A 24411-nucleotide genomic window follows, 5' to 3' on the forward strand; every position below is an offset into this window, starting at 1 on the left:
ATGAGCACCACCACAACGAGTTCAGACGACGTCCACGTCGTCGTCGACCCCTCCTCGGGCGAACGCCTCACCGAGGTCCCCCTCGCGGGCGTCGCGGAGGCGGACGCGGCGATCGAGCGCGCGGCCCGGGTGTTCCCGGCCTGGCGCGACGTGGCGCCGGCCGACCGCGCGCGCCTGCTGCGGTCGTTCGCCCGCGTCGTCGACGAGCACGTCGAGGAGCTGGCGGACCTGGAGGTCCGCAACGCCGGGCACACCCGCGGCAACGCGCGCTGGGAGGCGCGCAACGTGCGCGACTGCCTGGAGTACTACGCGGCCTCGCCCGAACGCCTCTTCGGGCGGCAGATCCCCGTGCCGGGCGGGATCGACGTCACGTTCCGGGAGCCGCTGGGCGTCGTGGGGATCATCGTGCCGTGGAACTTCCCCATGCCCATCGCGGCGTGGGGGTTCGCCCCGGCCCTGGCGGCGGGCAACACCGTCGTCCTCAAACCGGCCGAGCTGACCCCCCTGACCGCGGTCCGGCTGGGTGAGCTCGCCCTGGAGGCGGGGCTGCCCGAGGGCGTGTTCACCGTCCTGCCCGGCCGGGGACCGGTCGTGGGGGAGCGGTTCGTGACGCACCCGCTCGTCCGCAAGCTCGTGTTCACCGGGTCCACCGCCGTCGGCAAGCGCGTCATGGCGGGGTGCGCCGACCAGGTCAAGCGCGTGACGCTCGAACTCGGCGGCAAGAGCGCGAACGTCGTCTTCGCGGACGCCGACCTGGCCAAGGCCGCCGCGGCGGCCCCCTACGCCGTGTTCGACAACGCCGGTCAGGACTGCTGCGCCCGCTCGCGCATCCTCGTCGAGCGCTCCGTGCACGACGAATTCGTCGAGCTCCTGGGGTCGGCGGTCGCGGGGATGCGGGTCACCGACCCGCGCGAGGACCCGGACTCGGAGATGGGTCCTCTCATCTCCGCCGGCCAGCGCGACCGGGTGCGGTCCTACCTCGACGACGCCGACGTCCTGCTCACCGGTTCCGCGCCGGACCTCGGGGGTTTCTGGGTGCCGCCGACGGTGGTCGGCGTCACCGACGCCCGCGACCGCGTCTGGCGCGAGGAGGTCTTCGGCCCCGTCGTGGCCGTCATGCCCTTCGACGACGAGGCCGACGCCGTCGCGAAGGCGAACGACACCGACTACGGGTTGTCGGGGTCGATCTACACGCGCGACGTCGGTCGGGCGCTGCGGGTGGCCCGCCGCGTCGAGGCCGGCAACCTCAGCGTGAACTCGCACTCCTCCGTCCGGTACTGGACCCCGTTCGGCGGGTTCAAGCAGTCCGGTCTCGGCCGGGAGCTCGGCCCCGACGCGCCGAACTCCTTCACCGAGGAGAAGAACGTCTTCCTCAGCGACGACTGACCACCCGCACGAGCACGAGACCAGGAGGAAGAAGCATGGCAGGACGCATCCAGGACAGGGTCGCCGTCATCACCGGCGGGTGCTCCGGCATCGGCCTGGCCACCGCCCGGCGCTTCGTCGCCGAGGGCGCCAAGGTCGTCGTCGGCGACATCGACGAGGCGTCCGGCGCCCGGGTCGTCACCGAGCTCGGCGGACCGGAGGTCGCCGCGTTCGTCCGGGTCGACGTGACCGACAAGGACCAGGTGGACACCCTGTTCCGCACGGCCAAGGAGACGTTCGGCTCCGTCGACATCGCGTTCAACAACGCGGGCATCAGCCCGCCCGACGACGACTCGATCCTCACCACCGACCTCGACGCCTGGCGCCGCGTGCAGGAGGTGAACCTCACGAGCGTGTACCTGTGCTGCAAGGCCGCGTTGCCGTACATGCTGGAGCAGGGGCGGGGGTCGATCGTCAACACCGCGTCCTTCGTCGCGGTCATGGGCGCGGCGACGAGCCAGATCTCCTACTCCGCCTCCAAGGGCGGCGTCCTCAGCATGAGCCGCGAGCTCGGCGTGCAGTTCGCCCGCGAGGGCGTGCGGGTCAACGCCCTGTGCCCGGGGCCGGTGAACACCCCGCTGCTCAAGGAGCTGTTCGCCAAGGACGAGGAGCGGGCCGCCCGGCGCCTCGTGCACGTGCCGATGGGACGGTTCGCCGAACCGGAGGAACTGGCCAGCGCGGTGCTGTTCCTCGCCTCCGACGACGCGAGCTTCATCACCGCGTCCACGTTCCTCGTCGACGGCGGGATCTCCGCCGCCTACGTCACCCCGCTGTGAGCCGGCGGTGACGAGCCACGAGACGAGCGTCCCGGTCGTCGGGGTCACGGGGTACCGCGGCCGCGCGGTCCACGGCCTCTGGGACGAGAACTCCGACCTGCTGCCCACGATCTACGCCGAGGGGGTCCGGTGCGCGGGCGGGATCCCCGTCGTGCTGCCCCCCAACGTCCCCTACGGACCGTCGGCGCGGTCCGTGCTCGCGCGGGTCGACGCCCTCGTCATCGCCGGGGGGTCGGACGTCGACCCCGCGGCCTACCGGGAGGAAGCGCACCCGCGATCGGGGCCGTTCAACGACGAGCGCGACTCCTGGGAGCTCGCGCTGCTCGACGCGGCCCTCGAACGGGGGCTGCCGACCCTCGGCATCTGCCGCGGGATGCAGGTCATGGCGGTGCACGCGGGCGGTGCCCTGCACCAGCACGTCCCCGAGGTCGTCGGGCACGAGGGCCACGACCCGGGGGGTCCTGCGTACGGTTCCACCCTGGTGACGATCGACCGCGCGGGCACCGTGGGACGGCTGCTCGGGGAGCGGGCCGTCGTGCCCTGCCACCACCACCAGTCCGTGCGCGAGCACCCCGGGTTCACCGCGACGGCCTGGGCGCAGGACGGCACGATCGAGGCGCTCGAGCGCACCGACGGGGTCGGGCACCCGTTCTTCCTCGGGGTGCAGTGGCACCCCGAGGCGTCCGAGGAGCTGGGCCTGTTCCAGGGCCTCGTCGAGGCCGCCCGCGGCTGACCCCCGTTCCACCTCTCGAGACGAAGGAGTCACGATGTCGGACCGTTCGACGACCGCCACCACCGCGAGCGAGGACTACCTCGAACGGCGGCAACTGCGCCGGGGCACGGCCGGCTGGGTGCTGCTGGCCGGCCTCGGCGTCAGCTACGTCATCTCCGGGGACTACTCGGGGTGGAACTTCGGGCTCGGCGAGGGGGGTTTCGGCGGGCTGGCGATCGCCGCGGTCGTCGTGGCCGGCATGTACCTCGCCCTCGTCCTGGGGATGGCCGAGATGTCGTCGGCGCTGCCCACCGCGGGGGGCGGGTACACGTTCGCGCGACGGGCGCTCGGCCCCTGGGGCGGGTTCGCGACGGGGACGGCCATCCTCATCGAGTACGCCATCGCCCCGGCCGCGATCGCCACCTTCATCGGCGCCTACGTCGAGTCCCTCGGCCTGTTCGGGATCACCGACGGCTGGTGGGTCTACCTCGCCGCGTACGCCCTCTTCATCGGCGTGCACCTCGTCGGGGTCGGTGAGGCGCTCAAGGTGATGTTCGCGGTGACGACGATCGCGGTCGTCGGGCTCGTCGTCTTCGCCGTGGCGGCCCTCACGGAGTTCGACGTCGCGAACCTGACCGACATCGCGCCGAACGGCAGCCTCGGCTCCTCCGAGCTGCTGCCGTTCGGCCTGCTCGGCGTGTGGTCGGCGATCCCGTTCGCCATCTGGTTCTTCCTGGCGATCGAGGGGGTCCCGCTGGCCGCCGAGGAGACGCGCAACCCGGAGCGGAACGTGCCGCGCGGCATCATCGCCGCGATGGGGGTCCTGCTGCTGACGTGCGTGCTGACCTTGGTCCTGACGACGGGAGCCGGCGGCGCGCAGGCGATGTCGACGTCGGGCAACCCGCTCGTGGAGGCGCTCGGCGGGTCGACCGCGGCGACCGTGGTGAACTACATCGGGCTGGCGGGGCTGATCGCGAGCTTCTTCTCCATCATCTACGCGTACTCCCGGCAGTTGTTCGCGCTGTCCCGCGCGGGGTACCTGCCGACGGTCCTGTCGGTGACGAACCGCCGCAAGACGCCCACCCTGGCCCTGATCGTGCCAGGCATCGTCGGGTTCGTCCTGTCCCTCACGGGGCAGGGGGCGCTGCTGCTCAACATGGCGGTGTTCGGGGCGGCCGTCAGCTACGTCCTCATGATGGTGAGCCACATCGTGCTGCGCGTGCGTGAACCCGGCATGCACCGGCCCTACCGGACCCCGGGCGGGGTCGTCACGACGGGGTTCGCCCTCGTCGTCGCCGTGCTCGCGGTGGTGGCGACGTTCCTCGTCGACTCCGTCGCCGCCGCGTGGTGCGCGGTGGCGTTCGTCGCCCTCCTGGCCTACTTCGGGCTCTACTCGCGCAAGCACCTCGTCGCGAACTCCCCGGACGAGGAGTTCGCCGCGCTGGCGGCCGCGGAGGAGGACCTGGCCTAGACGATCACCTCGAGCCGGCGGGCGACGGGGGCCACGGCGCCCGTCTCGTGCCAGGCCCGCACCAGGGCGGGGACGACGACGGCCCGCAGGGTGCCCGCGTCCGCCCCGAACGGCAACCGCAGGTACCGCTCGAACGCCCCGTCCACCCCGAACCGGGGACCGGCCGTGAGCAGCACGCCGTGCCGGTGGGCGGCCAGGGCCAGCGCGGAACTCGTCGCGGTCGGCAGGTGGACCCAGAGGGCCAGGCCGCCCGGCACGTGCGGGACGTCCCACTCCGGGAGCGCCGCCGCCAGTTCCGCGGTGAGGGCGTCGCGGCGGCGACGCAGTTCCGCGCGACGGTCCACGAGGACGTCGTCGAGCCGGGGCAGGCAACGGGCGACGACGAGCTGCTCGAGCACCGGCGTCCCGAGCTCCCAGGGGGCGCGGTGCGCGGCCAGGTGCCGGACCGTGGCCGCGTCGGCGCGGATCCAGCCGATCCGCAGCCCGCCCCACAGGGACTTCGCCGTGGAACCGACGTGCACGGTGTCAGCGGGGAACGGCGGCGGCACGGGTCCCTCGACCGCCAGGTCGTTGGTCGTCTCGTCGACGACGAGCCGGGTCCCGTGCCGGCGGGCCAGTTCCACGACGCGGCGGCGCAGGTCGGCGGGCATCACGGCGCCCGTGGGGTTCTGGAACCCGGGCATGAGGTACGCGAGAGCCGGTCGGGTGCGGGCGAACGCGTCCTCGAAGGCCTCCGCGTCCCACCCGCCGGGGGTCCCCGCGGTGACGGGGACCGCGACGGGCCGCCCGCCGGCCCCGCGGGCGGCGTCGACGGCGTGCGGGTACCCGGGGGACTCGACGAGCACCCGGTCTCCGGGGGACAGGAACACCCGGCAGAGCAGGCCCACCGCGTGCTGCGCGCCGAGCGTGACGAGGACCTCCTCGGGGGCCGTCGGCAGCCCGCGGGCGGTGTACCGGCCGGCCACGGCCTCGCGGAGGGCGGGGACGCCGAGGAGTTCGTAGCCGTCGCCGGGCAGGTGCGCGAGGAGGTCCTCGGCGGCCTCCCGCGCCGCGTCGGCGACCACGGGTGCGGCGGGTAGCACGGCGCGGGTGAGGTCGACGAGCCCACCGGGGACGGTCAGCGGCTCCGCCGGGCCGGGCGCCGTCGTGGCGGGCAGCGCGATGACGCTGCCCGAGCCCCGGACGCTGCGCAGGTGGCCGGAGTCCCGCAGGCGGGCGTACGCCGCGGCCACGGTGGTGCGGCTCAGACCCAGGGCGGCCGCGAGCTCGCGTTCGGCGGGCAGTCGCGCGCCCGACAGGACCCGGCCGTCGAGCAGCAGCAGCCGGATGCGGTCGGCGAGGGCGCGCAGCGCGGGGCCGTCGTCGCGCCAGTCCCCGAGGAGCTGGGCCAGTCCTGCGGCGGAGAGGGTCGGCACCAGTCCACTCTACGCAGATTGGCGCTGTTCTCCACCACCCCAAGTGCGGTCCAATCCTGGTGTGAGCAAGCCACTGTCCGCCGCCCGTGTGGGGCGGCTCCTCGTCGGTCTGGTCCTCTACGGCGTCGCGGAGGGGTTGATGGTCCTCGCGCACGTCGGCGTCGGTCCCTGGACCGTCTTCGCCACCGGACTCGCGGAGCGCACCGGGGCCGGGGTCGGCTGGCTCACCAACGTCATCGGTGTCGCAGTGCTGCTGCTGTGGATCCCGTTGCGGCAGAAGCCGGGGATCGGCACGGTCCTCAACGTGCTGCTCGTGGGGACGGCCATCGAAGCCACGGTCGACCTCCTGCCCGCCCCCGACCACCTCGCGCTGCGGGTTCCGCTGTTCGCGGCCGGTCTGGTCCTCCTCGCGGTCGCGAGCGGCGTCTACATCGGCGCCGGCCTCGGCCCGGGTCCCCGGGACGGGCTCATGACCGGCCTGCACGCGCGGACGGGCCGGCCGCTCTGGCTCTGCCGCGCGGTCGTCGAGGTGTCCGTCCTCGTCGTGGGCTGGTTGCTCGGCGGGAACGTGGGGGTCGGCACCGTCGTCTTCGCGTTCGGGATCGGCCCGCTCGTCGGGTTCGTGCTGCCGCGCCTCAACGGTTCTCGCCCACCCCGCGCCGGGGTCGCGCCCGCCGCCGCGGGGTAGGCGTTCTCCCGCGTGCGGCAGGGCCCCCGGTAGCGTCCCGGCATGCCGTACTTCGTCGCGACCTACGCCTACACGACCGACACCGCCGCCCGGGACGCCGGCCGCGCGGCCCACCGCGAGTACCTCGGGTCCCTGTCCGAGGTGGTCGTCTCGGGCCCCACCGACGACGACGGAGCCGTCCTGGTGGTCGAGGCCGCCGACGCTGCGGCCGTCGAGGCCCTCCTCGCCGCGGACCCGTTCGTGCGGGACGGGATCGTCGCCGAACGTCGCGTCGTCGGGTGGACGCCGGTGCTGGGGCGCATGGCGTCGCAGTTCTGACGGTGCCGCGCGGGGACGACGTCCCCCTGGTCGTCGGTCGGGCCCACGGGGCGCTCGCCCAGCAGGAGGCGGCGTCGGTGTGGGCGCGGGCGGTCTCCCGTCGCGACGCGCTGCCCGTGCAGGCTCGGGCGCAGGAGAAGCTGCCGGGGATCCGGTCGGCCCGGGCCGGTCCCGGCGCCTCCCTGCACCTCGCACGCCGAGGTGAGCGTGTCGTGGGCTTCTGCGTGCTCGTGCCGAGCGGGGAGCGCCTCGAGGTCCGCTACCTGGCCACCGACCCCGACGCGTGGGGTTCGGGGGTGGGGCGGGCTCTGCTGACCCACGTGGACGCGCACCTCGGCGCCGCCGGCGGCGAGCTGTGGGTGCTCACCGACAACCCTCGCGCCGTCGCCGCCTACGAAGGGGCAGGTCGGGTGGGCACCGACGACGTCGAGGAGCGGGCCACGCCGGGGCGACCGGAGCGCCGGTTCGTGCGCGACGTCAGGGAAGTACACATGACGCGCAGGAGTACTTGCGCGTCTGGAAAGTACTCCGGTAGAACTGGGACATGACCACAGCAGACCGCGCCCGGACTGACCTCCAGACCGCCGACGCTGCGCTCGCCGCAGCTCGGCCCGACCCGTTCCCCCGCTGGGTTCCCCCCGTCGTCGCCGTCCCCTACGTGGCGGGTTTCGCCTCCCTCGCCGTCGCGGCGTGGACGGGTGGGCTCGGCTGGGCGATCGCGGGGGTGGGGCTCCTCGTCGCCTTCTTCGTCCTCTTCGTCGTCGCCTACCTGCGCATGCCCGTGCGGGCCTACCCCCGGCGCACCCGCCGCCAGCACGCCGTGGAGTTCGGGATCCTCGGCGCGGCCGTCCTCGTGTACGTGTTCCTCGACGAGGGGGTCGCCCTGCTGCTGGCCGGGCTCGCCTTCGGGATCACGTGCTACCGCCAGTTGACCCGTCAGGGGCGCGCGTGAGCGAGGCGCAGCTCGACCCGGCCGTCCAGCACCCCACGAAGCTCGCGGTCGTCGCGTTCCTCTCGGGGTGCGCCGAGGCCGACTTCAAGACCGTGCGCGACCGGCTGGAACTGACCGACTCCGCCCTGTCCCGGACGCTGTCCGGGCTGGAGGAGTCCGGTCACGTCAAGGTGCGCAAGGGGTTCGTCGGCAAGCGGCCCCGCACCTGGGTGTCGTTGACGGCCGACGGTCGCCGACGGCTCGCGGCTCACCTCGCGGCGTTGCAGCAGATCGCGGCCGACGCCCTGGCGGCCGTTCCGGAGACGACCGCCTGATCCTGGGCGGCGAACCTCAGCGCTGGGTGCTCGCGTACAACCGGCGCAGCACGTCGGCGATGTCGGGTTCCTCGACCGACAGGTCGCGCACCTCGGCCGTGCGCGACACCTGCGCCAGGACCTCGGCCGCCGTCGTCTCCTCGGCCGAGAACGCGTAGCGGCGGCGGAACCCGCCCTCCTCCACGGCGAGGAGTTCCGCGCCGGCGACGGGGCCGGGGTCCACGGCGTCGCGCAGGTCGACGACGAGGACCCGGCGGGCGCCGACGCGCCGGACCAGCCCGGGCAGGTCCCCGTCGTAGGCGGCCCGGCCGTGGTCCACGACGAGCACGCGGTCGCACAACCGCTGCACGTCACCCATGTCGTGCGTCGTCAGCAGCAGCGTCGTCCCGCGTTCGGCGCGTTCGGCCCGCAGGAACTGCCGCAACCGCTCGCTGGACAGCACGTCCAGGCCGATCGTCGGCTCGTCGAGCAGCAGCAGTTCCGGGGAGTGCAGCAGGGCCGCGGCGACCTCGCCCCGCATGCGCTGGCCGAGGGACAGCTGGCGGACGGGGGTGGTGAGGAACTCCCCGAGACCGAGCCGTTCGTCGAGCTCGGCCAGCCGCGGTCGCCACACGTCGACCGGGAGGCGGTGGATCGCGGCGAGCAGTCGGAACGACTCGCTCAGCGGCAGGTCCCACCACAACTGGCTGCGCTGGCCGAAGACGACGCCGATGCGCCGGGCCAGCTCCCGCCGGTGGGTCACGGGGTCCAGGCCGCACGTGCGGACGGTCCCGGCCGACGGGACGAGGATCCCCGTGAGGAGCTTGACCGTCGTGGACTTCCCGGCTCCGTTGGCGCCGATGAACCCGACGGACTCACCCGCCGCGACGCTCAGGGAGAGGCCGTCGACGGCGCGGACGACGGTGCGCCGACGACGGAACCGCGACGTCCCCGGGGCGCGCACGACGTACTCGCGGACCAGGTCGCGAACCTCGAGGGCGTTCACGACCCGCTCCCCGTGTAGTGCCGGATCCCGCTGCGCCACAGCAGCAGGGCGACGGCCCACAGGAGGACGGCGGCGACCGGCGAACACCACCCCAGCCAGGCGGGCAACCCCGGCGGTCCGGGTTCCCCCAGCAGCGCCAGGACGGGGAGGTAGGCCACGAACGCCGCCGGCACGACGTAGCAGAACAACCAGCGCAACGGCCCGGAGTACAACGACGCCGGGTACTGCGCCGCGTTCGACCCCCCGTAGGTGATGGAGTTCACGGCCTCGCGGCCGTCCAGCAACCAGAACTGCAGCGAGCCCGCGACGACGAACACGGCGCTGAAGATCGCCGCACCGCCGAGCACGGCCACCGTCAGCAGCGCCCCGGCGCGGGCGTCGAACTCCACGCCCGCACGGGGCCAGGCGACGGCGAACACGAGGGCCGCCACGAGGACGCGCCCGACTCTTCGCAACGCGACGTCGGAGGTCGCGAGCTGGGCGAGGACGGGCAACGGGCGCAGCAGGAACGCGTCGAGGGTTCCCGCGCGGACGAGGACCGGCAGGGTGTCGACGTGCCCGACGAGGAGGTCGGCCAGGGCGAAGGCGACGTTCGCCAGGGCGAAGACGAGCGCGGCCTGCCACACGTCGAGGCCACCGAGTTCGGACGTCCGCGAGAACACGACGTACAGGGTGGCGAACTCCCCGAGCCCGATCCCGACGTTCGCGAGGACGTCGGCCGCGAAGGACGTGCGGTAGGAGAACTGCGCACGGACGCGCGATCCCAGCAGGGCCCGGTAGGGACCGGGCGGTCGGTCAGCCACCCTGCACCACCAGCCGCCGGGCCCCGACGGCCAGGAGCGCCCGGCCGACGGCGAGGAGCCCCGCCAGCCAGGCGAGTTGCACGACCACGAGCCGCACGGCGTCCAGGCCGGTCACCCGGCCGAGGACGACGTCCACGGGGGTCTGCAGCATCGACGGGAACGGGGTGGCGTGGGCCAGCGCGTTCAGCCAGGTCGGGAACCAGGCGACCGGGATCGACAACCCCGTGAGCGTGGTCGCCAGCACCGTGTAGAGCAGGAGGATCCCGCGGACCTCGGTGAGCCAGAACGCGGTGAGGTTCACGATCCAGCGGGCGGCGAAGCTGACCGAGACCCCGACGAGGAGGCTCGCGAGGCCGAGCACGTACGGCAGGGGGGAGGAGGGCACGGCCAGCCCCGTGAGCAGCGCCCCGAGCACGACGGGCGGGACACCGCGGGGCAGCAGCATGAACGCCGCCCGACCCAGGTCGGTGGCCCACGCCGCCAGCTGCGGGTCGACGGGCCGGGCCAGGTCCACCGCGATGTCGCCCGTGCGCACGCGGCGGGCGAGTTCGTCGTCGGCGAAGACGCTGACCGGGGCGAGGAACGCCTGGGTCGCCCAGGCGAAGGTCGCGGCCTGGAGCGGGTCGTAGCCGGCGACGGCGGCGCCCGACGACGTCACCGTGCCGACGAGGACGGACGCCTTGATGGCCCCGAAGACCGAGTTCGTGAGGGCGCCGGCGGCCGTCGCCGCGCGGTAGGTCGACCACCTGCGGAACCCCGCCGCGACGAGGGCGGGGTAGGGCGACACGGCGTTCGACCCTAGTCCACGCAGCGTGGTGGGAGAAGAGTCAGCGCAGGAGCGGTGGGTGCAGGGTGGGGGCCGTCCCGCGGCGGAACACCGCGGCGGGCCGTCCGCCGTCGCGCGTCGTCGTGGCCCCGGTGGGTTCGAGGAATCCGGCCGCACCCGTGACCTTGCGGTGGAAGTTGCGTGGGTCCAGCGGTAGGCCCCAGACGGCCTCGTAGACGCGGCGGAGTTCGGCGACCGTGAACTCCTCACCGCAGAAGGCCGTCGCGAGGGGGGTGTACTCCAGCTTGGCGCGGGCCCGTTCCACGGCGTCGGCCAGCAGGACGTCGTGGTCGAAGGCGAGGTCGGGCAGGTCGTCGACGGGGGCCCACCGCGCGTCCGCGGCGTCGGTCCCGGCGCGAGGGACGGGCAGGTCGGGGGCCAGTGCCAGGTAGCAGACCGTCACGACGCGCTGGCGGGGGTCGCGGTCGGGTGCCCCGTAGGTCGCGACCTGTTCCAGGTGGACGAGGCCGCGAGCCAGGCCCGTCTCCTCCTCGAGCTCGCGGGCGGCGGCGCCGGGCAGGTCCTCGTCCGGGCGCACGAACCCGCCCGGCAGGGCCCAGCGGCCGAGGAACGGCTCCTCGCCGCGCTCCACGAGCAGGACGTGGAGGGCGCCCTCGCGCACGGTCAGGACGACGAGGTCGACGGTCACGGCGAGGACGGGGTGGCTCACCCGATCAGCGTACCCAGTTGTCGTCGACTTGACGGCAAGGGCGGTCGAGGGCTTATCGTCATCTCGACGACAACGAGTCGCCGACACCGACCCCGGAGGCAGAGATGGCCGACATCACCCGCTACCCGTTCGCCCGGCACCTGCGCAGCACCCCCACCACGCACGTCATCCACCACCGCGGCGGCAAGGTCGCCCACTCCGGCACGGGGCAGGCCTTCTGGTTCCGCCCGCTCAGCGCGACCCTCTCGGAGCTGCCCGTCGACGACCGCGAGCTGCCGCTGCTCCTGCACGCCCGCACCGCCGACTTCGTCGACGTCACCGTCCAGGCGACCGTCACCTTCCGCATCGAGGACCCCGAGCTCGCCGCCACCCGCGTCGACTTCTCCCTCGACCCGGCCACGGGCCGCTGGCGCTCGGCTCCGCTGCAGCAGATCGCCGGTCTGCTCACCGAGACCGCCCAGCAGCACGTCCTCGACGTCCTCGCCGGCATGCCCCTGCGCGACGTGCTCGTCACCGGCGTCACGCTGACCCGCGAGCGCATCACGGCGGGCCTGCTCGCCGACAGCCGCCTCACCCAGACCGGCCTCGCCCTCGTCGACGCCCGCGTCGTCGCCGTCCGGCCCGACCCCGACGTCGAGAAGGCCCTCGGGACCCCCACCCGCGAGCAGCTGCAGACCGAGGCCGACCGCGCCACGTCCGAGCGTCGCGCCCTCGCCGTCGAACGCGAGCGGACCATCAGCGAGAACGAGCTGCAGAGCAAGATCGAACTCGCCCGCCGCGAGGAGCAGCTCGTCGCGCAGCGGGGCGCCAACCAGCGGCGCAGCGTCGAGGACGCCGCGGCCGCCGACGCGATCCGCACCACCGCCGAGGCCGAGCGCGAGGAACGGCTCGCCCAGGCCCGCGCCACGGCGCGTCGCCTCCAGGGCGAAGCGGACGCCGGGGCCGAGGCCGCACGGATGGCGGCCATCGCCGGGACCCCGCCGGAGGTGCTGCTGACGCTCGCGCTGCGCGAGTTCGCCGGGCAGCTGCCGAACGTCGGCACGCTCGTCCTGACCCCCGACGTCGTGACGGGTGCCCTCGCGAAGCTGGTGCAGCCGTGAGCCTCGCCCCCCGCGCCGTCCTCGTGCACCGCCGCACCGCGTACGCCGACGCCGTCGCCCGGCACGGCACGCCCGGCGCCGCCGACTTCTTCCTGCGCACCCGCGGCGGCTCCCTCACCGAGCTGGAAGAGGCCGACGAGCAGCAGCGGCGGGCGCTCGCCGCCGTCGCCGCCGCCGTCCCGGCCGACTGGCGCACCGGCAGCGTCGAACGTGCGGACCTGTCCCGGTTCCTCTTCGCCCCCGAGGACGTCGTCGTGGTCGTCGGGCAGGACGGTCTCGTCGCCAACGTCGCCAAGTACCTGTCCGGGCAGGTCGTCGTCGGGATCGACCCCGCACCCGGCCGCAACGCCGGGGTGCTCGTCCGCCACCCCGCCTCCGCCGCGCGGGAGCTGCTGCACCGCAGCACCTCCGGGGGTGCGTGCGAGCAGCGCACGATGGTCTGCGCGAGCACCGACGACGGCCAGGAACTGCACGCCCTCAACGAGGTCTTCGTCGGCCACCGCAGCCACCAGACCGCCCGCTACGTCCTCAGCGCCGGGGACCGGCACGAGGAGCAGGCCTCCAGCGGTGTCGTCGCCGGGACCGGCACGGGGGCGACGGGCTGGCTCGCCTCGCTGGCCCGGGGACGCGCAGGTCTGCCGGCACCGACCGACGCCTCGCTGGCCTGGTTCGTGCGCGAGGCCTGGCCGTCCCGGACCACGGGCGCCGACCTCGTCGCGGGGACCGTCGCGACCGAGCCCCTGACCCTCGACGTCCTGTCGGACGAGCTGGTCGTCTTCGGCGACGGCCTCGAGGACGACCGGCTCACCCTCAGCCGCGGCCAGCGGATCACCGTGACCGTGAGCCCCCGGCGGCTCGCGCTGCTGCGGTGACCGGAGGTGGTGAGGTCCGACTCCGTGTCGGAGCCCGCCACCGGCGGCGGCACACTGAGGGCGTGACCCTCATCGACGACGCGCGCGCCCAGGCCACGCCGGAGGCGACGTCCACCACGACCGCGGAGCTGGTCGCCGCCCTCGACGCAGCCCTCGGCACGGCCCCGGGCTCGGGGACGGTCGACGCGTCCAGCCGCCGTCGTGCCGAGTACACGACGGACGCCTCGAACTACCGCGTCGTCCCGCTCGTCGTCGTCTTCCCGCGCTCGGTCGAGGACGTCGTCGCGGTGTGGGGCGTGTGCCGGGAGCTGGGCGTCCCGTTCACCTCCCGCGGCGCCGGCACGTCGGTGGCCGGGAACGCCATCGGGCCCGGGGTGGTGCTGGACTTCTCCCGCCACCTCCACCGCGTGCTGGAGATCGACGCCGACGGCATGACCGCGCTCATCGAGCCGGGCGTGGTCCTCGACGACCTGCAGCGGCAGGCGGCCCCGCACGGGCTGCGGTTCGGACCGGACCCCTCCACCCACGCCCGCTGCACCGTCGGCGGGATGATCGGCAACGACGCCTGCGGGTCGCACGCGCTGGCGTACGGCCGCACCTCGCACAACGTGGTGGCGCTGGAGGTCCTGGACGGGCACGGCCGCCGGTTCTGGACCGACGCCCCTCCCGCCGAGCTGGTCGAGGAGCTGAGGGCGGTCGCCGGGCAGCACCTGGGGATGATCCGCACGACGTTCGGGACCTTCGGGCGCCAGGTCTCCGGGTACGCCCTGGAACACCTGCTGCCCGAGACCGGCGGTCCGACGGGAACCGCGCTCGCGCGACTGCTGACGGGGTCCGAGGGGACGCTCGCCACGATCCTGCGGGCCCGCGTCCGTCTGGTCCGGCAGTCGCCGTCGACGACGTTCGTGGTGCTGGGGTACGACTCGATGCACGAGGCGGCCGACGCGACGCCCGCCCTGCTGGAGCACTCCCCGCTGGCGGTGGAGGGCATCGACCGGCGCCTGGCCGACGTCGTCGTCCGCCGCGGCGGGTCGGTCGACGGTCTGCCGAGCGGCAACGGCTGGTTGTTCGTGGAGATGGGCGGGGAGACCCCGCAGGAGTCCCTGGCCGCGGCCCGCGCGATGGTCGCCGACTCGCGCGCGCTGGACTCCGTCGTCATCCCCACCGCCGCCGAGGCGAAGAAGCTGTGGCGCATCCGCGAGGACGGCGCCGGCCTCGCCGGCCGGTCGCCGGAGGGGCAGCCGGCGTGGCCGGGCTGGGAGGACGCGGCCGTCCCGCCGGCGAAGCTGGGGGAGTACCTGCGCGAGTTCGACGCGCTCATGGCCTCCCACGGGGTGGACGGCCTGGCGTACGGGCACTTCGGTGACGGCTGCATCCACGTCCGCATCGACTTCCCGTTGTACGAGAACGGTGGCGGGCAGAAGGCGAAGGTGTTCCTGGAGGACGCAGCGCGGTTGGTGGCCCGGCACGGTGGGTCGTTGTCGGGGGAGCACGGGGACGGCCGCGCTCGCGGCGGGTTGCTGCCGCTCATGTACGACGCCGACGCGATCACCGCGTTCGAGCAGGTCAAGCGCGCGTTCGACCCCGCGGACCTGCTGAACCCCGGGGTCATCGTGCGGCCGGCCGACGTGGGCGCGGACCTGCGCGTTCCCGCCGCGCGCCCCGCGCACGCGCTCGGGATGCCGCTCAAATTCGCGTACTCGCGCGACGAGGGAGACCTCACGCGTGCGGTGCACCGGTGCGTCGGCGTCGGGAAGTGCCGCGCGGACTCCGGTGGGGTGATGTGCCCGTCGTACCTGGCGACGGGGGACGAGAAGGACTCCACCCGCGGCCGCGCCCGGCTGCTGCAGGAGATGGCCAACGGCACGCTCGTCACCGACGGCTGGCGCTCGCAGGAGGTCAAGGACGTCCTGGACCTGTGCCTGTCCTGCAAGGGCTGCAGCGCCGACTGCCCCGCCGGCGTCGACATGCCGACGTACAAGGCGGAGTTCCTCGACAAGTTCTACGCGGGTCGGTTGCGGCCCATGAACCACTACCTGCTGGGGTGGCTGCCGCGCTGGTCCAAGCTGGCGTCCATCGCGCCGAAGGTCGTGAACCGGCTGACGTCGGTGCCGGCGCTGGCGTGGACGGCGCGGGCGTTGGGTGGGGTGGACCAGAACCGGCCGTTGCCGGCGTTCGCGGAGCAGACGTTCCGCGCGTGGTTCGCGCAGCGGCCCGAGGTCTCCGGCGACCCCGTGCTGTTGTGGGTGGACTCCTTCACCGAGCACTTCTCCCCGGAGGTCGGGAAGGCCGCGGTGAAGCTCCTGGAGCACCTCGGGTTCTCGGTGCGGTTGACGCAGCAGCAGGTGTGCTGCGGTCTGACGTGGGTCTCCACCGGTCAGCTGGACGGCGCCAAGCGGCAGTTGCGGTCGTCGCTGGACGCGTTGGGGACGTCGAACGTCCCGGTGGTGGGGTTGGAACCGTCGTGCACGTCGCTGCTGCGCGAGGACGCCGCCGAACTGCTGCCGGACGACCCGCGCGCCCACGCGTTGGAGCACCGGGTGAAGACGCTGGCCGAGCTCATCGCCGAGCAGCGTCCGGACTGGGTGCCGCCGAGGGTGGACCGCAAGGCGGTCGTCCAGCCGCACTGCCACCAGCACGCGACGATGGGTTTCGGCCCCGACGAGCGGTTGCTGGCCAAGGCCGGGGTCGACGCGCAGGTCCTGTCGGGCTGCTGCGGGCTGGCGGGGAACTTCGGCGCGGAGGCGGGGCACCACGAGGTGTCGGTGATGGTCGCCGAGCACAAGCTGCTGCCCGCCCTGCGCGAGCGCGGTGACGCGGTCGTCGTCGCCGACGGGTACTCCTGCCGGACGCAGGCGGTCGACCTCGCCGGCGTCCGGCCGAAGCACCTCGCCGAACTGCTCGCCGACGCCCTCCCGGAGGACTGACCGACGCCCCTGCCCCCGCGCGGAAAACACTCTTTCCGCCCTTCCGCAGGCGATCTGCGGGCGCCGAGCACGACATCCGCCCCGGCGGAGCGTCACGCTGCCCAGTACGCCAGGCGCTGGCGGGCGACCGCCCGGTGCACGGCGTCGACGATCGCCTGCGGGTCGGACAGCATCGGTGCGGTGACGTGGACGATCTCCCAGCCCGCCTCGCGGAGCGCCGCGAGGCGTCGTCGGTCCTTGGTCAGCTGTTCGCGCAGGGCGTGCCACTCCCCGTCGTACTCGATCGCCACGCGGAACTCCTCCAGCGCGAGGTCGAGGCGGGCGACGAAGTTCCCAGCCCGGTCGTGCACGGTGACCCGGGGGACGACCGGGAGCCCGGCGAGGTGGAGCACGACCCGCAGGACGCTCTCCTGCCGTGACTCCGCACGCGGATCGCACAGGTCGGCTGCCTCCCTCGCGGCGACGACGTGCGGGTCGTGCACCTCTCCCAGCCACCGGCGCAGGGCCGGCAGACCGACGGCGCCGAAACGCACCAGCGCGTCGAGGTTCGCCACGGCTTCGGTGAGGGGCATGCGGGTCGTCGCGTCGAACGCCATCCGTTCAGCGGTGGCGACGGGGACGCCCTCCCAGGGGACACCGGGGTCGACGGTGCGCGCCCGGCGCAGTGCGACGCCCTGCACCGCGGTCCAGCGCGCACCCGCCGGCGCGGGGACGAGGACCTCGACGTCGTCCTCCCGACGCCGCAGCTCCACCCCCAGCAGCGTCGCCTGGGAGCGGCCGGTGACGACCCCTCCCGCGGGGAGCAGGAGGGCGGCCGCCCGGCACCGGAGCACGTGCGTCACCGGTCGCCCCCGCACGGTGTAGACGCCCCGGAGGACGCGCTGCACCGCCGGCCCGCGCAACTCCTTCTCGGTGAACAGGCCGTCGCGCACGGCGTCCCGTCCCAGGAACACCTCGGGCAGCAGGACGCCGCGGTCGTGTCGTCGCATGTCCGGACTGTGGGCTCCGCGGTCGCCCGAGAGGACGTACCGACCACGGGCTGTGGACGACACGCGGGCGGGTGGTGTCTGTGGAGACCGCGTCGACCGGTGGAGCGGACGTGTGGACGACCCGCGAGAGGAGAACTCCAGGGCGGATGTCGTGCTTCGAGACCCCAGATCGCCCGCGGAAGGGCGGAAAGAGTGTTTTCCGCGCGGGGGTGGTGGGGGGTCAGACCGGTTTGGGGTGTGCCTCGAAGAACGCCCACATGGTCTCGGAGGCGTCCACCTCCTGCGTGATGGGGCCGAGCGGCCCTTCCGGTTCGTCGGCGCCCGGCCAGGTGTGGCCGCCACCGTCGATGCGTTCGAACTCGACGTCTGCGCCGCCAGCGCACCGGGTGTACGTCGTCAGCGACACGTGCTCGGTGAGCGTCGTGCGCAGCGGACCGGTGCGGCAGTCGTTGAGGCGCGCCCACGTCTGCGCGGCGACGGGAGCGGAGTAGCCCCAGCGCAGGTCCTCGCTGCCGCCGTAGGGGTTCACCCCGTCGGCGGTGCCGTGGAAGGTCAGGACCGCGACCGGCTGCCGCGGGGTGCAGCTCTGGACCTCCGGCACCGACACCTCGTCGGGTGCGGGGCGTCCCGCGCGCAGACCGGCGACCGGGGCGATCGCGGCGATGCGGTCGGAGAGTTCGCAGGCCAGGGCCGACGCCATCCGCCCTCCGCCGGAGTACCCCGTGGCGTAGGTGCGGCGCGTGTCGACGCACCCGGCCGCCCCGACCTGGTCGAGGACGGCGGACAGGAACGCCACGTCGTCCCGCGCCCCCGGAGGCGGGAACTGACCGGCCGTCGTCGGGACGCCGGGGACGTTCCAGGCCCAGCTCCCGCCCGGCAGCGGCGGGTCGCTCGGCGGCAGTTCGATCGCGGCCGTCGGGTTGACGACGACGAAGCCCTCCCGCTCCGCCACGACCGACAGGTCGCTGATGCCCGCCTGCGCGGGACCGTTGGAACTGCTGCCGTGGAGGTCGAGCACCAGCGGGACGCGCGCGGGACGGTGCGACGGGACGAACACCTGGACGTCGGTCCTGCCGCCCGCGAAGCGGATCGGGACGACCTGCGTGCCGGCCTGCAGGGTCGGGGTGCACGACGCGGGCCGGGCAGCCGGTGCTGCCGCCGGGGCGGCGCCTGCACTGCCGGCGGTGCTCGAGACGGTGGCGACCGCCAGCAGACCGGCAGCGGCCGTGGCGAGAGCGAGGGGGGTTCGACGGGACAACGGGACTCCTTCGTCCTGGATCGGTGAGCCGATCCTTGCGGAGCCTGTGAAACCCTGTCAACGTCCGCGGTGCCAAGGAACCTGACGATCCCCGGGTCACGTGCGGCGGACGGCCAGGTCGACGAGGAGGTGGGTGTCCCGTCGGTCGCGACCGGCGCTCAGCTTCTTCGGGGGACGGTGGACGTCCCGCAGTTCCAGCGACCCGGGCACGGGACGGCGGTCGTCGGCGGGGCCGGTGAGCGCCCAGTTGACCATGCGGATGCGCAGGGGGAACCCCGTGGTCTCGACGCCGCCGGGGACGGGCCCGAACGTCGCGTGCCGGACGACGGGGCCGAATTCGGCGGGGGAGGGGCGGACCCGCAGGAACCACGTCACGTCGTCACCGACGGTGGGTTTCGCGTGGTGCGGCAGCTCCTTGACGTGGAGCAGGACGCGGAGGACGACGAACAGACGCAGGCTGACCGGGGTCAGCGCGGTGTGGCGGTGCACTCGAGGACCCGCGCACTCGACGGACCGGGGGACGAAGCCCCCGGGCGCGGGTTGACCGAGGACAGGGTGACCCGCACCCTGCCCCCGGGTCAAGCCCGGTCACCTCCTGCAGGTCAGTCGCCGGCGAAGGCGGGCACGACCTGCTCGATGAAGAGGGCGAGCGAGGCGCGCTTCTGCTCGTGCGTCATGCCGTTGTCGATCCAGAAGCTGAACTCGTCGACGCCGAGCTCCTCGTAGTACCGGATGCGTTCGACGACCTCCTCGGGCGTCCCGATCATGGCGGTCTTGTGCAGCGAGTCGACCTCGAACTCGGGGCGCTCGGCGAACTTCTCGACCGGGCTGGGCTCGAGCAACCCGTTCTCCGGAGTCTTCTTGTTCCCGAACCACGCGTCGAACGTGCGGTAGTACCGGGCGACGGCCTCCGCGGCCGGCCGCCAGCCGTCGGGGTCGGACACGGGGTGCACGTGGGTGTGCCGCAGCACCATGAGCTTCGGGCGGGGCTGTTCGGGGTGGTTGCCGACCGCGACGTCGAACTTGCGCGCCAGGTCCTCCACCTCCTCGTCGCCCTTCATGAGCGGGGTCACCATGACGTTGCAGCCCGAGGCGACGGCGAAGTCGTGGGACGCGGGGTCCCGGGCCGCGATCCAGACCGGCGGGCCGGGCTGCTGCACCGGCGCCGGGACCGACGTCGACGTGGGGAACTGCCAGATCTCCCCGTCGTGGGCGTAGTCGCCCTCCCACAGCCGCTGCACCGCGGGGACGAGCTCACGCAGGTGCTTGCCGCCGTCGGTGGCGGGCAGCCCGCCGGCCAGCCGGTCGAACTCGAACTGGTAGGCGCCGCGCGCCAGTCCGACCTCCATCCGGCCGCCGCTGATGACGTCGAGCAGCGCGCACTCCCCGGCGGCGCGGATGGGGTTCCAGAACGGGGCGATGAGGGTCCCGGCCCCGAGCCGGATGCGGGTGGTCCGCGCGGCCAGGTAGGCGAGCTGCGGCATCGGGCTGGGGGAGACGGTGTACTCCATGGCGTGGTGCTCACCGATCCACACCGTGCTGAAACCCCCCTCCTCCGCCATGAGCGCGAGTTCGGTCAGGTTCTCGAACAGCTGCTGGTGGCCGACTTCCTCGTCCCAGCGCTCCATGTGCACGAACAGCGAGAACTTCACGGGTCTCTCCTCCTCGTCGAGTGGTGGTGGGTGGTCAGCTGCGCATGGTGAACGGGTCGGCGAGTTCTTCCTCGCTGGTGTTGATCCACACGCTCTTCACCCGGGTGTAGTCGCGGATCGTCTCCTGGCCGTGCTCGACGCCGACGCCGCTGCTCTTGAACCCCTGGCGGGGCGACATGGGGGACATCGCGCGGTAGGTGTTGACCCACACGGTGCCCGCGTCGAGCCGACCGGCCATCCGGTGGGCGCGGGACAGGTCCCGCGTCCAGACGCCGGCGGCCAGGCCGTACTCGGTGTCGTTGGCGAGCGCGACGACCTCGTCCTCGGTGTCGAACGGCATGACGGCCGCGACGGGACCGAAGATCTCCTCCCGCACGACGCGCATCGAGTTGTCGACGTCGACGAGGACCGTCGGTTCGTAGAACCAGCCGCCCAGGCCGCCGCCGTCGGTCGCCCGGCCGCCCGTGAGGACGCGGGCGCCCTCCTGGCGGCCGAGTTCGACGTAGCCGTCGACCTTCGCGCGCTGGTCGCCGAACGCCAACGGCCCGAGCTCGGTGCTCTCCTCCAGCGGGTCGCCGATCCGGATGGTGCGCGCCCGGTCGGTGACCCGTTGCAGCAGCTCGTCGTAGACCGAGCGGTGGGCGAAGACCCGGCTGCCCGCGATGCACGTCTGGCCCGCGGCGGCGAAGATGCCCGCCACGACACCCATCGCTGCGTTGGCCACGTCCGCGTCCCCGAACACGATGTTGGGCGACTTCCCGCCCAGTTCCAGCGTGGAGCCGATGAACCGGCCGGCCGTGGCGGCCGCGATGCGGGCGCCCGTGGCGGTGCTGCCGGTGAAGGAGATCTTGGCCAGGCGGCGGTGGTCGACGAGCGCCTGCCCCGCCTCGGACCCGAACCCGGTGACGACGTTGACGACACCGGGCGGGAACCCCGCCTCGACGGCGAGCTCGGCGAGCCGCAGGACGGTGGCCGAGGTGTGCTCGGAGGGTTTCACGACGATGGTGTTGCCCGCGCACAGTGCTGGCGCCAGCTTGCTCGTCGTCAGGGTGAGCGGGGAGTTCCACGGGGTGATGGCCCCGACGACACCGAGGGGTTCGCGCGTCGTGTAGTTCAGGACCCGGCGGTCGGACGTGGGGATCACGTCGCCCTGCACCTTGTCGGCCAGACCGGCGTAGTAGTAGAGGTACTCCGGCAGCGTCGCCAGTTGACCCCGCATCTCCCGCAGCAGCTTGCCGTTGTCGAGGGTCTCCATCCGGGCCAGCTCCTCGGCGTTCTCGCCGACGAGGTCGCCCAGGCGACGCAGGAGCCGGCCGCGCCGGGTCTGGCTGAGGTCGCGCCAGCTGGGGTCCTCGAACGCCCGGGCCGCCGCGGTGACGGCGCGGTCGACGTCGGCGGCGTTCCCCCGGGCCACGCGGTGGTTCACGGCCAGCGTCGCGGGGTTGGTGCTCTCGAACCACTCCCCGCTGCTGGGAGGGCTGTGCTCGCCACCGATGTGGTGGTCGAGCTGCCGCACCGGGGCTGCGGTGACCTCGACACCGGGGGCGCCGGGGGTCGTCTGCACGTCGGTCATCGGCCGACTCCTTCCAGGAACGGGACGAGGTGGGACACGAGGACGTCGGGGTGCTGGGCCGGCCACAGGTGCCGGGCGCCCGGCACGACGACCGCGCGGGACCCCGGGACGGCGTCGGCGAGGCGGCGCGTCATCTCCGGCGTGGAGCCCGGGTCGAGGTCGCCCGTGACCGCCAGCGCCGGAACGGTGATCCGGGGGAGTTCGTCCGCGAGTTCCGCGTCGGCCGTCGCGAACACGCGGTAGCACCGCAGGTAGGACTCGACGTCGTTGGCCAGCAGCGTCTTCTCGGTGCGCCGGAGGAGGTCGGCGTCGGTGGTGCCGTCGTCCTGGCCGGGGAACCAGCGCTGCAGGGAGGCCGCGACGCTCGCGGGGAAGTCGGCCTCCGCCGTCGCGAACCGGGCGAGCACGGCGTCCCGCTCGGCGGGGGTCCGCCGGCAGACCGAACTCACGGACACCAGGCTCGCGACGAGCTCGGGCCGGAAGCGCGCGAGGTGCTGCGCGACGAGCGCGCCGAGGGAGAACCCCACGACGTGCGACCCGGACGGGACGTCCGCGGCCACGCGGGACGCGAGGTCGGCGAGGGTCACTCCCTGCGCGACCGGGGCGGCGTCACCGTGGCCGGGCAGGTCCGGAGCGACCACGTCGAAACCCTCGACCTCGAGCGCCGCGCGCACCGGTGCCCACAGGGTGTGGTCCAGGCCGACCCCGTGCAGCAGGACGACGGTTCCCCGCGACGTCACGGCCGGATCACCGCTCCGAGGACAGCGGCGCGAGGCGCTGCTGCGGACGGCCGCGCGTGGCCGCGGCGAGGGCGACGAGGATCTCCCCGGCGTGCGGGGCGTCGGCGACCTGGACCTCGACGGACTGGTGGTGCGAGCGGATGGTCGCGTCGGTGACGTGCTTGAGCGGGATGTCGAAGGTCGTCCCGGCCCGGGCCCGCTTCTCGACCGCGGGCAGCAACGTCGTCGCGGCGGCCGCGGTCCGGAAGTGGTCGCCGAACTTCAGGGTGTGGATGAGGGCCGAGGCGTGCTCGACCTCGCCGTCGAGGCCGACGATGCCGGCCTTGCCGTACGCCTCCGCCGGGCCACCGAGGGCCTCCAGGACGCGGGGGGCCAGCAGTGCTCCGAGGTCGGAGGCGTGGGCGTCGATGCCGGGGGCGAGGTCCTCGACGAAACCCTGACCCGCCCACGGGTTCTCGATGACGGCCGCCACGACCGCGACACGGGCGACGGGGTCGACCTCGCGGCCGCCCTCCCAACGGGTCTCCTCGACGAGGGTGACGAGTTTGCGGACGTTCACGGCTGGTCCTCCAGGAGGGCGGGGGTGACGGCGGGGTCGGTGGTGCGGTCACCGATCCGGGCGTGCGGTCGCGGGCCGGTCGAGGCCGCCGCCACGACGACGATCTCGTCGGCCCGGGGGGCGTCGGCGACGCGCACGGGCACGGTCTGGTAGTGGCTGCGGGTGGCCGCGTGGTTCTTGTGCCACAGCGGGACGACGAGGGTCTCCCCGGCGTCGCCGCGGGTGTCGGCGAAGCAGATGATCGACTCCCCGCCGAGGTGGGCCCGGACGAGGTTGCCGAAGTAGGGCGTGTGGATGAGGGCCGCGCCGTGCTCGATCTCGCCGGCGGTGCCGACGACGGCCGCCTTCCCGAACGCCTCGACCGCGTCCACGCCGCCGAGGGCGTCGAGGAGGGCGTCGGTGAGGATCCGGGCGAGCGAGGGGGCGATGGCCGAGACCACGGGGCCCAGGTCCGTCGTGGCGGGGGTTCCGACCCACGGGTTGCGGATGACGGCGGCCGCGGAGGCCCGCTCGGTGGGGACCGCCGGGGCCGAGCCGGCCTCGGTGAGCACCGTCTCGCGGTACACGACGAGCTTGCGCACCTCGACGCCCACTCCTGCGTCGGAGGTGTGCGCGCTCAGGTGCGGGTCGGGAGTGGCGGTGGGACGCGGTGCGGTGTCGACCGCCGCGGTGCTGGTCGCCTCTTGCATGCCAGAGACGCTAGGTGGTTCCCGGTCCTCGGTCAAGAGGTTCGGCTCGCCCGGTGGAATCTCCGGGTCAATCGTCGCTGGACAGGGGAAAGCAGATGGCCCCGACGCCCAAGCGGGCGTCGGGGCCATCTGTTCTGGCATGCCAGACGTCAGCGCGGCGTCAGTGTGCGGAAGCCCGAGGAGTGCCAGACGAGGGGTTCGGTGTCCGGGGCGTTCCCGAGCGCGTGCACCTGCAGGAGCACCACGTCGTGGTCGCCGGCCGGGAACTGGCCGTGCACCGAGCACTCCAGCCACACGGGTGCGCCGTGGACGAACACGGCGCCCGACTCCGCCGTGGTCGACTCCACGCCCGCGAACCGGTCGGCGGCCTTCGACGCGAGCTGGCGTGCCGTGAGGTCGTGCGCCTCGCCGAGCACCGACACCCCGAGGCGACCGCCGGCCTCCGCGGCGGCCCGCAACCGCGGCCAGCTCGTGGAGGTGTGCTGCACCGCGAACAGGACCAGCGGGGGGTCGAGCGAGATGCCCACCTGGAAGGAGGACGCCACGAGCACCGCCGGCCCGGCCTCCCCGGGCACCTGGGCTGAGATGGCCGCGACCCCCGAGGGGAACAGGGCGAACGTCGTGCGCAGCGCCGTGGGGTCGGCGTCGGGGGCGGTGAGGGTGAGGGGTGCGGTCACGGGGACCTCCTGGGTCGGTG

At 73.8% G+C, this 24411-nt stretch carries 26 protein-coding genes; 12 read left to right on the forward strand and 14 right to left on the reverse strand.

Annotation, left to right across the window (positions count from 1 at the left end; all coding sequences use genetic code 11):
- From AB0637_RS16400 to eat, 4 genes are read left to right on the forward strand one after another with little or no spacing between them, the layout of a single operon-like run.
- On the forward strand, nt 1-1386 hold the full coding sequence (locus AB0637_RS16400) for an aldehyde dehydrogenase family protein (protein ID WP_366173545.1): 1386 nt from the start codon (nt 1-3) through the stop codon (nt 1384-1386).
- A 35-nt stretch (nt 1387-1421) separates the two neighbouring features.
- Nucleotides 1422-2201: a 3-oxoacyl-ACP reductase gene (locus AB0637_RS16405; protein WP_366173546.1), complete on the forward strand. Its 780-nt coding sequence runs from the start codon at nt 1422-1424 to the stop codon at nt 2199-2201.
- A gap of 7 nt (nt 2202-2208) precedes the next feature.
- Nucleotides 2209-2934 (forward strand): gamma-glutamyl-gamma-aminobutyrate hydrolase family protein, encoded by a 726-nt coding sequence (locus AB0637_RS16410; RefSeq protein ID WP_366173547.1) that lies wholly within the window; start codon nt 2209-2211, stop codon nt 2932-2934.
- Between the two features lie 34 nt (nt 2935-2968).
- Complete coding sequence (gene eat / locus AB0637_RS16415; RefSeq protein ID WP_366173548.1) at nt 2969-4384, forward strand: ethanolamine permease; 1416 nt, start codon at nt 2969-2971, stop codon at nt 4382-4384.
- Here the strand turns inward: eat and AB0637_RS16420 are convergent.
- Nucleotides 4381-5799 carry a PLP-dependent aminotransferase family protein gene (locus AB0637_RS16420; protein ID WP_366173549.1) on the reverse strand — a complete coding sequence of 473 codons (1419 nt, stop codon included), beginning with the start codon at nt 5797-5799 and terminating at the stop codon, nt 4381-4383. The two genes, eat and AB0637_RS16420, sit on opposite strands and share 4 nt — an antisense overlap.
- Nucleotides 5800-5860: 61 nt before the next feature.
- On the opposite strand from AB0637_RS16420, the gene AB0637_RS16425 reads away from it, so the two are divergent.
- Genes AB0637_RS16425 through AB0637_RS16445 form a run of 5 tightly spaced genes read left to right on the forward strand, consistent with a single transcriptional unit; the run spans nt 5861 to nt 8071 of the window.
- Nucleotides 5861-6487, forward strand: coding sequence for a hypothetical protein (locus AB0637_RS16425; protein ID WP_366173550.1), 627 nt, complete (start codon nt 5861-5863; stop codon nt 6485-6487).
- 42 nt (nt 6488-6529) lie between these two features.
- The gene (locus tag AB0637_RS16430; protein WP_366173551.1) at nt 6530-6805 is read left to right on the forward strand and encodes a YciI family protein; all 276 of its coding nucleotides are present in this window, start codon (nt 6530-6532) and stop codon (nt 6803-6805) included.
- A 2-nt stretch (nt 6806-6807) separates the two neighbouring features.
- The gene (locus AB0637_RS16435; protein ID WP_366173553.1) at nt 6808-7353 is read left to right on the forward strand and encodes a GNAT family N-acetyltransferase; all 546 of its coding nucleotides are present in this window, start codon (nt 6808-6810) and stop codon (nt 7351-7353) included.
- Complete coding sequence (locus tag AB0637_RS16440) at nt 7350-7757, forward strand: hypothetical protein (protein ID WP_366173554.1); 408 nt, start codon at nt 7350-7352, stop codon at nt 7755-7757. Before AB0637_RS16435 ends, AB0637_RS16440 begins: the two co-directional genes overlap by 4 nt.
- Nucleotides 7754-8071: a transcriptional regulator gene (locus AB0637_RS16445; protein WP_366173555.1), complete on the forward strand. Its 318-nt coding sequence runs from the start codon at nt 7754-7756 to the stop codon at nt 8069-8071. The genes AB0637_RS16440 and AB0637_RS16445 overlap by 4 nt, the downstream gene beginning before the upstream one ends.
- A 16-nt stretch (nt 8072-8087) precedes the next feature.
- On the opposite strand, the gene AB0637_RS16450 is transcribed toward AB0637_RS16445, so the two are convergent.
- From AB0637_RS16450 to AB0637_RS16465, 4 genes are read right to left on the reverse strand one after another with little or no spacing between them, the layout of a single operon-like run.
- Nucleotides 8088-9056 (reverse strand): ATP-binding cassette domain-containing protein, encoded by a 969-nt coding sequence (locus tag AB0637_RS16450; protein WP_366173556.1) that lies wholly within the window; start codon nt 9054-9056, stop codon nt 8088-8090.
- Nucleotides 9053-9859, reverse strand: a complete 807-nt coding sequence (locus tag AB0637_RS16455; RefSeq protein ID WP_366173557.1) for an ABC-2 family transporter protein — start codon at nt 9857-9859, stop codon at nt 9053-9055. The genes AB0637_RS16450 and AB0637_RS16455 overlap by 4 nt, the downstream gene beginning before the upstream one ends.
- Entirely contained in the window at nt 9852-10646 is a 795-nt protein-coding gene (locus AB0637_RS16460; protein ID WP_366173558.1) for an ABC-2 family transporter protein, read from the reverse strand. The genes AB0637_RS16455 and AB0637_RS16460 overlap by 8 nt, the downstream gene beginning before the upstream one ends.
- 40 nt (nt 10647-10686) lie before the next feature.
- Entirely contained in the window at nt 10687-11355 is a 669-nt protein-coding gene (locus AB0637_RS16465) for an NUDIX domain-containing protein (RefSeq protein ID WP_366173559.1), read from the reverse strand.
- Nucleotides 11356-11459: 104 nt separating this feature from the next.
- Between AB0637_RS16465 and AB0637_RS16470 the strand changes: the two genes are divergently transcribed.
- The 3 genes from AB0637_RS16470 to AB0637_RS16480 all read left to right on the forward strand — a co-directional run bounded on the left by AB0637_RS16470 (nt 11460) and on the right by AB0637_RS16480 (nt 16254).
- Nucleotides 11460-12455 carry an SPFH domain-containing protein gene (locus AB0637_RS16470; protein ID WP_366173560.1) on the forward strand — a complete coding sequence of 332 codons (996 nt, stop codon included), beginning with the start codon at nt 11460-11462 and terminating at the stop codon, nt 12453-12455.
- Nucleotides 12452-13327: a hypothetical protein gene (locus AB0637_RS16475; RefSeq protein ID WP_366173561.1), complete on the forward strand. Its 876-nt coding sequence runs from the start codon at nt 12452-12454 to the stop codon at nt 13325-13327. The genes AB0637_RS16470 and AB0637_RS16475 overlap by 4 nt, the downstream gene beginning before the upstream one ends.
- Nucleotides 13328-13389: 62 nt before the next feature.
- Nucleotides 13390-16254 (forward strand): FAD-binding and (Fe-S)-binding domain-containing protein, encoded by a 2865-nt coding sequence (locus AB0637_RS16480; protein WP_366173562.1) that lies wholly within the window; start codon nt 13390-13392, stop codon nt 16252-16254.
- 92 nt (nt 16255-16346) lie between these two features.
- Here AB0637_RS16480 and AB0637_RS16485 read toward each other — a convergent pair whose 3' ends face one another.
- From AB0637_RS16485 to AB0637_RS16525, 9 genes are all read right to left on the reverse strand, one after another.
- Nucleotides 16347-17243, reverse strand: a complete 897-nt coding sequence (locus AB0637_RS16485) for a hypothetical protein (RefSeq protein WP_366173563.1) — start codon at nt 17241-17243, stop codon at nt 16347-16349.
- Nucleotides 17244-17463: 220 nt separating this feature from the next.
- Nucleotides 17464-18501: a PHB depolymerase family esterase gene (locus AB0637_RS16490; RefSeq protein ID WP_366173565.1), complete on the reverse strand. Its 1038-nt coding sequence runs from the start codon at nt 18499-18501 to the stop codon at nt 17464-17466.
- A 96-nt stretch (nt 18502-18597) separates the two neighbouring features.
- Entirely contained in the window at nt 18598-18990 is a 393-nt protein-coding gene (locus AB0637_RS16495) for a hypothetical protein (protein ID WP_366173566.1), read from the reverse strand.
- Between the two features lie 113 nt (nt 18991-19103).
- Complete coding sequence (locus AB0637_RS16500; protein WP_366173567.1) at nt 19104-20153, reverse strand: LLM class flavin-dependent oxidoreductase; 1050 nt, start codon at nt 20151-20153, stop codon at nt 19104-19106.
- A 34-nt stretch (nt 20154-20187) separates the two neighbouring features.
- The gene (locus AB0637_RS16505; protein WP_366173568.1) at nt 20188-21726 is read right to left on the reverse strand and encodes an aldehyde dehydrogenase; all 1539 of its coding nucleotides are present in this window, start codon (nt 21724-21726) and stop codon (nt 20188-20190) included.
- A complete protein-coding gene (locus AB0637_RS16510; RefSeq protein ID WP_366173569.1) occupies nt 21723-22466 on the reverse strand; it encodes an alpha/beta fold hydrolase in 744 nt (247 codons plus the stop codon). Before AB0637_RS16510 ends, AB0637_RS16505 begins: the two co-directional genes overlap by 4 nt.
- A 7-nt stretch (nt 22467-22473) precedes the next feature.
- Nucleotides 22474-23025 (reverse strand): amino acid synthesis family protein, encoded by a 552-nt coding sequence (locus AB0637_RS16515; protein ID WP_366173570.1) that lies wholly within the window; start codon nt 23023-23025, stop codon nt 22474-22476.
- Nucleotides 23022-23714, reverse strand: coding sequence for an amino acid synthesis family protein (locus tag AB0637_RS16520; RefSeq protein ID WP_366173572.1), 693 nt, complete (start codon nt 23712-23714; stop codon nt 23022-23024). The genes AB0637_RS16515 and AB0637_RS16520 overlap by 4 nt, the downstream gene beginning before the upstream one ends.
- A gap of 149 nt (nt 23715-23863) precedes the next feature.
- Nucleotides 23864-24391 carry a flavin reductase family protein gene (locus AB0637_RS16525; RefSeq protein ID WP_366173573.1) on the reverse strand — a complete coding sequence of 176 codons (528 nt, stop codon included), beginning with the start codon at nt 24389-24391 and terminating at the stop codon, nt 23864-23866.
- Nucleotides 24392-24411 lie beyond the last annotated feature (20 nt).

It is taken from the genome of Kineococcus sp. NPDC059986 (assembly GCF_040702905.1).
In the GTDB taxonomy this organism is placed as follows: Bacteria; Actinomycetota; Actinomycetes; order Actinomycetales; family Kineococcaceae; genus Kineococcus.